The following is a 12,115-nucleotide window of genomic DNA, read 5'->3' on the forward strand; positions in this document are numbered from 1 at the left end:
AACTTTCAAGTTACACTAACTCGATTTGCCGGCATAGCAAGATTATGTTATATTAAGTTTATCTTAGAGAAATGAGAGAAAGTAATGGCTGGAATTGAAAAAGTAATCTTTATGAATATGTGTATGGTCTATGATAACGAGGGCAATGTGCTGGCACTGGACAAGGAGGGAAAAGGGTATTCGGGAACGACATTTCCCGGAGGGCATGTGGAGCCGGGTGAGACTTTCAAAGAATCGGTGATCAGAGAAATCTATGAGGAGACCGGACTGACGATCCAAAATCCCAGACTGACCGGCATTTATCACTGGATGACAGGGGATATAAGGAATGTGGGATTTTTATATAAAACGTCGGAATATGAAGGAAAATTGATCTCATCCGAGGAGGGAAAGGTCTACTGGATCTCCGGAGAACAGTTTTTGAAGAAGCCGCTGGCGCCCGGTATGGAGCAGGTGTGGCAGATGATGCATGATGAGAATGCACAGGAATGTTTGCAGACATTGACGGAAGAAGGCATTGTATCAAAGATCCAGTAGGATATTTCGGAGGCAGGAGGCCCGTGAAAACGGAAAGCATCACAAAGGAAACCCGGTAGGAGGAAAATAAAATGATCAACAAATTACATATGGCAATGATCGAACTTTACCATGGAGATGCAAAGCGCATTCAGCATTTTTGCAAGGTACACAGCTATGCGAAGCTGATTGCGGAAATGGAGAATGTGGATGCTAAGACCTTATTTATTTTGGAGACGGCAGCACTGACTCATGATATCGGCATCCATCTGTGTGAAGAAAAATACGGAAACTGTAACGGAAAATTACAGGAAAAAGAAGGCCCGGTCATTGCTGAAAAGCTGCTGTCAGATCTTGGTTTTTCCGGAGAAGTTTCTGAGCGGGTACAGTATCTGATTGCCCATCATCATACCTACAACAATATAGACGGCATTGATTATCAGATTCTGGTGGAAGCGGATTTCCTTGTAAACATGTGTGAGGACGAACTGTCTGAAGAAGCCTTGCAGAACGCTTATCGGAATATTTTCCGGACGGAAACTGGGAAAAAGATCTGCAGAGAGATGTATGATATAGCATGACTTTTTTGCGAATGAAAAGATCGCCGGAGAGCTTGACATGACGAAAGGAGCATTATACCGCCATTACAAGAGTAAAAGAGATATTTTTGACTGCATTGTAGAGCGGATGGAGCAGGGAGACAGCGAGCAGGCTGCAGAGTATGACATGCCGGAAGATGATAAAGAGAGTATGCCGGATCAGTACAAGACAGTGTCTTTGGAGGAATTTGTCGAATATAGCAAGTCTATGTTTGCATACAAAAATGCAATTGAAAAATAAGAAAAACAGCTTGCAAAACAAATGGTACAGTGCTACTATAACCACGAAAAAAACAAGTCGGAGGTGAATTTCATGGACAGTTGCGATGGTTATGGGCGAAGTAGAAAACACGGTGCTTTTTCCTGCGAGCAGGGTACAGCTGTCTGTGGAAAGTGACGGCCGTATTTTGATTTGTTGTGCATAGAGATTTATGCAGAGGAAGCATCGTGTGATGCTTCTTTTGTTTTGCCCTTTACGTTGCATTTAAAAGATGAGAACGAGAAAGGAGACTTAGACTATGAACAAGAAATATTCCGAACTGGCAGAATTATTCCGCAGCGAGAAAACGGATGAGGAGATCCTGGATTTTTTATTGAATTATCATAAAAACGATATTGCCGATATGATGGCGGGGATGACAGAGGAAGAACGGAAGCGATTGTATCATCTGCTGGGAGCGCAGAAGGTCGCAGAGATCTTCAAATACATTGAGGAACCCCGTAAGTATATCCGGGAATTGTCTGTGGAGAGTGCTGCGAGAGTGATCTCCGAGATGGATTCCGATGACGCCGTCGATTTGTTGGAAGATCTGGATCCGGAAGAGAAAGAACAGATCGTCCGGATGCTGGACGAGGATGCGAGAAAAGATGTGAAGATGCTGCTGTCTTACGATGAGGAAGAGATCGGCAGCTGCATGACAACGAATTACATCTGCATCTCGGAAGACCTGACCATCAAGCAGGCTATGAGCGAGCTGGTGAAGCAGGCAGGAGAAAACGACAATATCATGACCATTTATGTGGTAGATGAAAAGGGTGTTTTCGCCGGAGCCATTGATCTGAAGGATCTGATCCGGGCAAGAGAAAATACACATCTGGAAGATCTGGTGTTGAAATCTTATCCTTATGTGACCGATCATGAGAAGATCGATGATTGCATGGACCGGATCCTGGATTATGCGGAGGACTCGATTCCCGTATTGTCAGAAGATAAGAGAATCCTAGGTGTCATCACATCCGAAGACCTGATCGAAATGGTGGACAATGAGATGGGCGAGGACTATGCAAAGCTAGCAGGTCTGACCGCAGAAGAGGATCTGAAGGAGCCCATAGTCCAGAGTATGAAAAAGCGTCTGCCCTGGCTGATCATTCTGCTGTTCTTAGGCATGGGAGTGTCTTCTGTGGTGGGACTTTTTGAAAATGTGGTGGCGGTGCTTCCCATCGTGATCTGCTTCCAGTCGCTGGTGCTGGATATGGCGGGAAATGTGGGAACCCAGTCTCTGGCAGTGACCATCCGCGTGTTGATGGATGAAAATCTGACGGGAAAACAGAAGTTCCAGCTGGTGGTCAAGGAAGTAAAGACCGGTTCCTTAAACGGAGCACTGCTGGGCATTATGGCATTACTTTGTCTCGGTGTCTATGTGCATCTGTTCAAAGGATATACCTGGATGGGAGCCTTCGGCATCTCCGGCTGTGTGGGAGTATCTTTGCTGGTGGCAATGGCAATCTCCAGCGCTGTGGGTACTGTGATCCCCATGTTTTTCCATAAGATAAAGGTAGACCCCGCAGTGGCATCCGGTCCCCTGATCACCACAGTAAACGATCTGGTGGCGGTAGTGACCTATTATGGAATGGCATGGCTGCTTCTGATCCGGTAGCAACAGAGGTGAGTCCTACCTTTAAGTGGTGGTTGTAAAAGCGTAAGAATTGCTATTGGTCAGTGCCATACAGGTGGCGATGACTTTTCCCATATCATCCAGGGCAAAAAATACCATAGCGCACTGTGTGATCAGAGCTTCCCCATGATCCATGGCATACGGGTCAAAGTTATGCGGTTTATACTGGATGACTGATACAATGGGTCAGCTTCTTCTTTCTGTATTCATTGGGACTCATATGATAATGCTGTCTGAATTTTCGACAAAAATAGCTGGAACTTGTAAAACCGTTTTCTTCAGCAATGGAAAAAACGCTTTTTTGAGTAGTATAAAGCTGTTCGGCAGCCTGCGCCAGTCTGTATTGAATCAGATATGCTACCGGAGAACAGTGGATGTTGGATTGAAAAATGTGTAAAGCACCACTTTTGCTGATAGATGCCGATGCTGCAATCATTTCCAGCGTAATTTCTTCCATATAGTGGTCATGAATATATTGCATCATAGTTTGTAAGCCTGCCTGTTTGTGATTTAACCGATGAATACTGTCAGAATCGGATTTCCAATCTTTATTTTCAAATAGTATGTTCCAAAGCTGAAGTAAAAGCTGCATGGTACCTAATTCATTAGTTTCCTTTGCTTCTTGAAGGGAAAAAATATGTGTCAAAAGCTGCAGAATCTGATTTTCCCATCGGTTGTATGGGCGAAGCACCTGATAGGGAACAGAAGAGTTTATCACAGGGATAATATACTTTTCATAAATGAGGCTGTTTTCGGGGGCTAACAGAGTCGGCGAAAAAACAATGTTAGGTGTAAATGTACTGCCTTGTACTTCAAAACGATGAATGATACCACTATTGATAAATATGCCGCAGCCTTTCGGCAGTTCTATTTTGCTTGTTCCTGCAAGGCAGAGAACAGAGCCTTCAGCAACATATAAAAATTCCAACTCATGATGCCAGTGCCAGTCAATGCGATGAAAGTCAAATTCCCAGATATTTTCAGGATAGTATGCAAATGGATAATGATCACTGCCATGCTGGACGGTTTCGCGTAGTGTTTCATCTGTAGTTATTTTATAAAAATCCATGGTAGATTTCCTCACAAACTATAGAGTTTGTTATATTGTACTATAAAAATGCGATTTTGTGCAATGACTGAATCTTTGATTTGCGATATAATTCCACCTAACAGGAGGAAACAAAATGAAAAATCAATACAACAAGACAATTACAGCCTGCTTTGTGGGGTATATTGTACAAGCTATCGTTAACAATTTCGTACCATTACTTTTCTTGTTTTTTCAGAAAAACTATCATGTGCCGATTTCTCAGATTACATTACTGGTGACTTTTAATTTTGGAATTCAATTGTTGGTCGATCTTCTTTCCGTCAGGTTTGTTGATAGAATAGGTTATCGCGTATCCATGGTTATGGCTCATGTTCTGGCAGCGGCAGGATTGATCCTTCTTACAGTTTTACCGGAAGTGATACCGATACCATTTATAGGGATATTGACTTCTGTAATGATTTATGCAGTAGGTGGCGGACTTTTGGAAGTTCTGGTAAGTCCGGTTGTTGAAGCGTGTCCATCGGATAATAAGGAGAAAGCAATGAGTCTGCTTCATTCTTTTTATTGTTGGGGACATGCAGGAGTTGTACTCATTTCAACATTGTTTTTTCATGTGGCTGGTATAGATAACTGGAAAATATTAGCTATTATTTGGGCGGTAATTCCCCTTGGAAATGCTTTTGTTTTTTCAAAAGTCCCGATGGAGCCATTGCTTGCGGATGGAGAGGCCGGACTTGGGTTAAAGGATTTATTCCGGTTAAAAATATTTTGGATACTGCTGATCATGATGATATGTGCGGGAGCAAGTGAACAGGCAGTAAGCCAATGGGCGTCTGCTTTTGCGGAAAAAGGTCTTGGTATTTCCAAGGCAGCCGGGGATCTGGCGGGACCGATGGCATTTGCAATCTTAATGGGAACCTCAAGATTGTTTTACGGTAAATATGGCGACCGTATCAATTTGGATCACTTTATGATCTTTAGTACTTTTTTATGTATTTTATCTTATTTGGGGATTTCGTTATTATCGATGCCTATGTTAAGCCTGATTGCCTGCGCCGTCTGTGGGCTGTCAGTGGGAATCGCATGGCCGGGAACTTTCAGCAAGGCATCGGCTGCTTTGCCCAAAGGCGGAACAGCTATGTTTGCTTTGTTGGCATTGGGCGGAGATATAGGCTGTTCGGGAGGTCCTACATTGGTTGGGATGGTATCAGGAGCTTTGGGAGATAACATGAAAATGGGAATCCTGGCAGGAATTATTTTTCCGGTACTGTTGCTTATAGGAATCATTCTATGTAGAATGGCAAATGGAGAATTTTCAGAATAATGGAAGGTAAGATATTTATAGAAGAAGGTAAGGATGGACTGGGGTATATCGTATTTGATGTCAGACAAAGGAAAGACGTAAACGGATTAACCTTAGATATGATAGGAATGGGAATGGATGTGTTGTATGAGCCGAGAATTGTATCTGGACGATATGAAAGCTGCGTTATATGTAGTGAAAAAATAGGCATTAAAATAGTTGCGGCTTTATAATGGCAATTCCAATGTGGTTCTTGGGAAGAATATTTTCAGTGGCAGGAGGGGCAGTAATAGCAATTATGGTGGAAGAACGCAAGACCTAACAGGACAGTTGAAAGGAAAAATCTATTTCGAAGGAGTTATCAGTTTTTATGTCAGAGATATTATTGGGTTCCCATGTGGGAATGTCGGGAAAAGAAATGTTTTTAGGCTCTGTGAAGGAGGCGGAAAGCTACGGTGCCAACGTGCTGATGGTCTACACCGGGGCACCCCAGAACACTAGACGCAAGGAAATCGGAGAGCTGAGAATTGATGAGGGGATTTCCTATGCCGAAAAAGCAGGTATCCGGGAAATCGTCATTCATGCTCCCTATATTATTAATTTAGGCAACATGGAGAAGCCGGAAATGTTTGATTTCGGCGTGGAATTTCTGGCAAAAGAAGTAAAGCGTGCCGCAGCCTTTCACAGTAAGGTACTGGTACTGCATCCGGGTTCTTCCTTAAGTGCCGGTGTGGAAGCATCCGTGGAGCAGATCGCAAAGGGACTGAAGCTGGTGCTTGATGCGGATGACAGTGAGGTCAATATCGCACTGGAAACCATGGCAGGCAAGGGCAGTGAGGTCGGCAGAACTTTCGAAGAGCTGCGAAAGATCTATGACAGAGTAGAGCGGAAGGACAGACTGCGGGTATGCTTTGACACCTGCCATGTGAACGATGCCGGATATGATCTGGTGAATGATTACGAAGGTGTGCTTGCGCAGTTTGACAAGATTCTGGGATTGAACCAGATTGCAGTGATCCATGTGAACGACAGCCTGAATCCCTTAGGAGCCCACAAGGACCGCCATGCCAATATCGGACAGGGTACCATCGGCTATGAGACCCTGCATCGGATCGTCCATGACGAACGGTTTACCGCCGTGCCCAAAATCTTGGAGACACCATGGCTGTGTGCGGAGGGCGAAGACAAGAAGACCATTCCACCTTACAAGCAGGAGATTGCATGGCTGAAAGCCTCAAAACAGATGGATAAGAGGACAGACGATTGAAAAAAAGAATCATTGCAGCAGTAGCAGTATTTGGACTTTTGGGCGGAATATTATATTTTGCATATGCACAGACAGCGGCGCAGAACAATGTGAAGCATTTCACAGCTTTTTTTGCTGTGGAGGGAGAATCTATTGACCAGAATAATGATATAAAAAAAGAAATCGCACGCCTGACAGGTGCGGATTGTGAAGAACTATGGCTGGTGGGACAGTCCAAGGAAAGTGCCTTGAACAGTTATATTGTGAGTGGGGAATATCCGGATTTTATTTCCGGAGATACCAGTCTTTATGAGGCAGGGGCATTACTTCCTTTAGATGAATACTGGGAGAATTATCCCAATATCAAAAATTACCTGACGGAAGAACAGTGGGAGAGATTCCGCAGACCGGACGGTCATATCTATTGGATCCCACAGTTTGGTGTGACCCATGGCGAAGATGTGGAGGTGACCCACTCAGGTGAAGCCTTCTGGATCCAGACCAGAGTGCTGAAATGGGCGGGGTATCCGGAGATTCATACTGTGGATGAATATTTTGATCTCATCGAGCGCTATGTGGCAGCGAACCCAGTAATGGAGGATGGAACACCGAACATTCCGTTTACGATTTTGTGTGATGACTGGCGGTATTTTTGTCTGGAAAATATTCCGCAGTTTCTGGATGGTTATCCAAATGACGGAAGCTGTATTGTGGATCCGGATACATTACAGGTTTACGATTATAACACCACAGATACTGCCAAATGGTACTTTAAAAAGCTGAATGAGGAATATCACAAAGATATTCTCGGTGCAGAAGTATTTACAGAGACCTATGAGGATTATCTGGCAAAATTATCCACGGGTGCGGTCTGCGGTATGCCGGATCAGTGGTGGCAGTTCTACTATTCGATTCAGAATGCCTATGATGAACAGGGCCTTAGAGAACAGGGCTGCGATTATGTTCCACTTCCGATTACCAGAGAGGAAGGAATCGCCAACCAATGGCATGTAACACGCTCCGCAGAGATGGATAGCTCTACAGGCTTATCCATTACGGTATCCTGCAATGACATTGACGGAGCTTTGCAGTTTGTCAGTGACCTGTTAGAGCCGGAGATTATTAAACTGCGTTTCTGGGGAAAAGAGGGAGATGATTACTGCGTGGATGAAAACGGATTGTTTTATCTGACAGAGGAGCAGGAGAAGCGTTGGATGACTTCGGAAGAAAAGAGAAAACACTTTTGTTTTTATTCTTATTTTCCACGAGTAGAAGGAAGGCTTTCCGATGGAATCAATGCGTTTTCACTGGAATATCAGACAACGGAATTTTATAAAAATCAACCGGAGGATATTCAGGAATGTTTTTCTGCTTACGGAGTGACAAATTATGTGGATATGATCGGCAACAATGAGGCTCCCGGGGCATGGTATCCCATGTACAGTTATACCACATCCCTGTCGTCTAATTCTCCTGCCGGACAGGTCAGGGATCGGATGGATGCGGTGAAACACAAATGGCTTCCCCAGGTGATCATGGCAGAAGATTTTGAGACTGCGTGGGAGCAATATATGAAAGCATATGATTCCTGTAATCCTGAGATTTATTATCAGATGTTGCAGCTTGAGGTGGAAAAAAGAGTAAAAGGATAAGTTTTTTACAAAAAAGTATAAAAAACAAATAGAAAAATACCTCTCAATTCCTTTAAACTAAAGAAAAGGATTGGGGGTATTTTTTTATGAACGAGAAGAGAAACGGAGCTTTGGACAGATATCCAATAGAAAAAAAGAGAGCAGGAAGACCATCTGTTACAGTGAAAGAAGACGGCGCAGTCATTTTTTATCTGTATGCACCGGCAGCAAAAATAGTACAGGTTGCCGGACTTGGGGGATATTTTACAAATAAGAAAATAAATCTGATGCCCGATGGGCAGGGCGGATTTTTTGCGGAAGTTCAAGATTTTCACTGGGGGATGCATTATTATTTCTGGTATGTGGACGGTGTCAGGATCTGCAATCCGTACGCCGGAATTTCTTATGGGTGTTTTGCTGCGATCAATACTTTTGAGGTGCAGGAGAAGAATGTGGATTTCTATTTTGCAAAGGATATTCCTCATGGTACGGTCAGCATCTGTAAATACGCTTCGAAGGTGAGCAGCCACCTGAAGGAATGTTATGTCTATACACCTTATGGATATGAAGAAGGAGATGAAAGATATCCGGTATTGTACCTGCAGCATGGCGTAGGAGAGAACGAGACCGGATGGATCTGGCAGGGGAAGACGAACTTTATCATGGACTATCTGATCGCAGAGGGAAAGTGCGAGAAAATGATCGTGGTCATGAGCAGTGGCTATGCCTTCAAAGATGGAGAAAAACCTGTATTTTACCCTGGAAATTTTGAGAGTGAACTGATTCACAACATTATTCCTTATATTGAAAATAATTTCCGGGTGAGAAAGGGAAGAGATTACCGGGCGATGGCGGGACTTTCCCTGGGATCGGCGCAGACTACGGATATTGTGGCAAAAAATATGAAGTTATTTTCTGCTGCCGGTGTATTTTCCGGAGTTGCTATTCATGAGATGGAACGGATCTGCGACAGCAAGGAAACATTGGATGTCGTATTTATGTCCTGTGGATGCTATGAGGATCAGATCAGAACGGGAATGAGGCAGATAGAACAAAAGTTTGAAAATGCAGGAAAGTATTGCATTTCCAAAGTATATGAGGGATATCACGAATGGCATGTCTGGAGGAAAAGCCTGTATGATTTTGTACCGTTATTGTTCCGGAAAGCGGGGGCAGAAACGGATGACATTCCGGGGGAAAGAACAGCCAGAATCACAAGACAGAGACTACAGCGACAGACCATGGAAGAACAGATACTGATGTTTGATCCGGTATACCGCCAGATCCGCTTTGAGACTGATGAAGCAGGGAGGCCTGCAGGAAAATACCCGGACATCCCTCACGGAATCTGCATTACGGAACAGGGAACGGCAGTCGTATGCTTCGAGGCACCGGAGGCAGTCTCGGTAGAAGCCACCCTGGACGGAAAAGAATTCCTAAAACTCAGGAAAGATCAGGAAAGACAAGGATATTGGACAGGGGAAATCCACAATATCACGCCGGGATACCATAATGTGTATTTCAGGGCGAATGGTACGGATGTAATCAACCCGGATGCTCCGGTGGGATACTCGGGAGACAGGGCTGTGAACTATCTGGAAATGCCAGATCCGGAGTTCCCGCTGACAGAACTGGCGGATACAGTGCACGGTCAGGTGCATATACATTATGATTATCTTGCGGAGGAAGAGAAAGTAAGTACGATCTATGTATATACACCGGCATATTTTGAAAGAGCGGAAAAAGAGCGGAGCGTAATGATCTTAAAAGCACTTTCCACAGAAACTGCGTCCTGTTTCCTGCACCAGGGGAAAATACCGAACATTATGGAGTATTTTCTGGCAGCAGGAAAAGCCGTAGAGACTATATTGGTGATGACCGATGCCGAAGAGACACCGGAACGGATGCAAAACATTATAAAGAAATATATTCCGGATGGACAAAAAGCAAAAGCAATTGTCATGGAACGAAGCGACGGAGAAGATTGGAATTCCTTCCGGAGACGATTTGCAGCCTGCCGGATATAAAATTATTACCTGCATTTCCTATATTTTCCCGGGTGTTTGTGCAAGGAGAGCCGGACTATAATAGAACTGATAAAAGTTCGGGAGGGATAGAAATGACAGGATCGGCAGCACCGAAGGATCCGGAAAAGGCAAGACCTTTTTTCTATATATTAAAAGACAAAGATATTTTTGGAGAACGGCAAAAGGACGGAACCGGAATCCAGTTTATCTATGAAAGCGACGGACGGCTGATCAACAGTGCACAGATCACGGGAAATGTTACGGATAAGGAAGAACTGACACTTCTGGAGACAGTAGAGGGATTTGGCAGACTGGTACATAGTATCGGCGTAAGCGTGGAGACGGACCGGCCGGAAGAAACCGCAGAATTTGTATTTCAGATGTATGGGAAAAAGGACCTGTACGGAGGTGGAACGAATCTTACGACTTCTCTTAAGTGTGACGGCATGGAACATAGAATCTATCTGTCGGATTACAGGTGGACAGAGGATGATCATGTGCCGGGACAGATTAAAATTCTGTTTGCAGCGCCGGAGCGGATGGGAAAAGTCAGTGTAAGACTCTTCCTAAATGACGGATACGAAGCACCTCCGGAGGAAGAGGATCTGTTTATAGATATGCATTCGGAAGAATACTGCGGCATGATCAGCCGCTCTCTGTTGCAGCTGGGGAATCCTTATCGTATCCGTAAGGCTATTGAAAAATCTAAGGCAGGAAAAGAGGTAACGCTTGCCTATATCGGTGGATCTATCACGCAGGGAGCCGGAGCTATACCAATCCATACGGAATGCTATGCATATAAGTCCTTTCAACTGTTTCAGAATCGTTTTTCGACACAGAACAATGTCAGGTTTATCAAAGCCGGAGTCGGCGGAACACCTTCAGAACTGGCAATGATCCGGTTTGACCGGGATGTGCTCAGGGAAGGGGAACGACCGGATATTGTGGTTATTGAATTTGCAGTAAACGATGAGGGAGATGAGACAAAGGGTGTCTGTTATGAAAGCCTGGTGCGGAAAGTGTTGAAACTGCCATGGAAGCCGGCAGTGGTTCTCCTGTTTTCGGTATTTGCAAATGATTGGAATTTACAGGAGCGGTTAAGGCCGGTGGGGGATCTTTATGATCTTCCCATGGTGAGCATCCTCAATGCGGTCACTCCACAGTTTTCATTAAAGTGCGGCGAGGGAAGAATTTTATCTAAAAATCAGTTTTTTTATGATATGTTTCATCCCAATAATACCGGACATACCATTATGGCGGACTGCCTGCAATATCTGTTTGAGCGTTGTGATGCAGCAGAACCTGCAAGAGTTGGGACTTTTGTGGAAGGAATGACGGAGGAACAGATCCTGTCGGAAAAGCTTTTCGGACCGGCAGTGATCGGTGCTGATTTTGAAAGAATTTTTTTGCTTGATAAGAAGAACCGTTATGTAGGAGCCAAAATCCGGACGGGTAGTTTTACTTCCACAGATATAGAATTGCAGAGTGTGGAAATGGACGGAAGCCTTACACAGACACCGGAATTTCCGTATAACTGGATGTATGATGGAAGCAGACCGCAGATGCCGGGATTTGAAATGGAGATTACCTGCAAGTCACTGTTTCTTATATTTAAGGATTCCGGAGAAATGGATGTGGGGAAGGCCGATGTATTTGTAAATGATGTATATTGTATGACGGCGGATCCCCATAAGAACAATTGGCTGCATTGTAATGCTGTATTACTGTTTTGGGAGACAGAAAGCAGATCCCATAAAGTACGGATTACAGTGACAGAGGAAGACCAGAATAAAAAATTTACAATCTTAGGATTTGGATACACAATATAGAACAGAGTGAGGAAAACA

General features: G+C 44.2%; 12 protein-coding genes. 10 read left to right on the top strand and 2 right to left on the bottom strand.

What is annotated here, in order from left to right; translation table 11 throughout:
• Window positions 1–84: 84 nt before the first annotated feature.
• From OCV96_RS00620 to mgtE, 4 genes are all read left to right on the top strand, one after another.
• On the top strand, window positions 85–537 hold the full coding sequence (locus OCV96_RS00620) for an 8-oxo-dGTP diphosphatase (protein ID WP_227734028.1): 453 nt from the start codon (window positions 85–87) through the stop codon (window positions 535–537).
• Window positions 538–608: 71 nt separating this feature from the next.
• Window positions 609–1,097 carry an HD domain-containing protein gene (locus tag OCV96_RS00625; protein ID WP_022312746.1) on the top strand — a complete coding sequence of 163 codons (489 nt, stop codon included), beginning with the start codon at window positions 609–611 and terminating at the stop codon, window positions 1,095–1,097.
• Between the two features lie 19 nt (window positions 1,098–1,116).
• Entirely contained in the window at window positions 1,117–1,356 is a 240-nt protein-coding gene (locus OCV96_RS00630) for a TetR/AcrR family transcriptional regulator (RefSeq protein ID WP_262593421.1), read from the top strand.
• A 277-nt stretch (window positions 1,357–1,633) separates the two neighbouring features.
• Complete coding sequence (gene mgtE, locus OCV96_RS00635) at window positions 1,634–2,992, top strand: magnesium transporter (protein WP_262593239.1); 1,359 nt, start codon at window positions 1,634–1,636, stop codon at window positions 2,990–2,992.
• Between the two features lie 21 nt (window positions 2,993–3,013).
• Here the strand turns inward: mgtE and OCV96_RS00640 are convergent, their stop codons facing one another.
• Both OCV96_RS00640 and OCV96_RS00645 read right to left on the bottom strand, forming a co-directional pair.
• Window positions 3,014–3,145, bottom strand: coding sequence for a hypothetical protein (locus OCV96_RS00640; RefSeq protein WP_262593240.1), 132 nt, complete (start codon window positions 3,143–3,145; stop codon window positions 3,014–3,016).
• Between the two features lie 25 nt (window positions 3,146–3,170).
• Window positions 3,171–4,079 (bottom strand): AraC family transcriptional regulator, encoded by a 909-nt coding sequence (locus OCV96_RS00645; protein ID WP_262593241.1) that lies wholly within the window; start codon window positions 4,077–4,079, stop codon window positions 3,171–3,173.
• Window positions 4,080–4,194: 115 nt separating this feature from the next.
• Here OCV96_RS00645 and OCV96_RS00650 point away from each other — a divergent pair, with 115 nt between their 5' ends.
• The 6 genes from OCV96_RS00650 to OCV96_RS00675 all read left to right on the top strand — a co-directional run bounded on the left by OCV96_RS00650 (window position 4,195) and on the right by OCV96_RS00675 (window position 12,097).
• Window positions 4,195–5,385, top strand: a complete 1,191-nt coding sequence (locus OCV96_RS00650) for an MFS transporter (RefSeq protein ID WP_262593242.1) — start codon at window positions 4,195–4,197, stop codon at window positions 5,383–5,385.
• Window positions 5,385–5,597: a hypothetical protein gene (locus tag OCV96_RS00655; RefSeq protein ID WP_262593243.1), complete on the top strand. Its 213-nt coding sequence runs from the start codon at window positions 5,385–5,387 to the stop codon at window positions 5,595–5,597. The genes OCV96_RS00650 and OCV96_RS00655 overlap by 1 nt, the downstream gene beginning before the upstream one ends.
• Before the next feature lie 137 nt (window positions 5,598–5,734).
• Entirely contained in the window at window positions 5,735–6,631 is an 897-nt protein-coding gene (locus OCV96_RS00660; RefSeq protein WP_262593244.1) for a deoxyribonuclease IV, read from the top strand.
• Window positions 6,628–8,262 (top strand): type 2 periplasmic-binding domain-containing protein, encoded by a 1,635-nt coding sequence (locus tag OCV96_RS00665; protein WP_262593245.1) that lies wholly within the window; start codon window positions 6,628–6,630, stop codon window positions 8,260–8,262. Before OCV96_RS00660 ends, OCV96_RS00665 begins: the two co-directional genes overlap by 4 nt.
• Window positions 8,263–8,348: 86 nt before the next feature.
• Window positions 8,349–10,268, top strand: coding sequence for an alpha/beta hydrolase-fold protein (locus OCV96_RS00670; RefSeq protein ID WP_262593246.1), 1,920 nt, complete (start codon window positions 8,349–8,351; stop codon window positions 10,266–10,268).
• A 92-nt stretch (window positions 10,269–10,360) separates the two neighbouring features.
• Window positions 10,361–12,097 carry an SGNH/GDSL hydrolase family protein gene (locus OCV96_RS00675; RefSeq protein ID WP_262593247.1) on the top strand — a complete coding sequence of 579 codons (1,737 nt, stop codon included), beginning with the start codon at window positions 10,361–10,363 and terminating at the stop codon, window positions 12,095–12,097.
• The last annotated feature ends 18 nt before the right edge of the window (window positions 12,098–12,115 follow it).

Source organism: Waltera acetigignens, assembly GCF_025567015.1.
Lineage (GTDB): Bacteria > Bacillota > Clostridia > Lachnospirales > Lachnospiraceae > Acetatifactor > Acetatifactor acetigignens.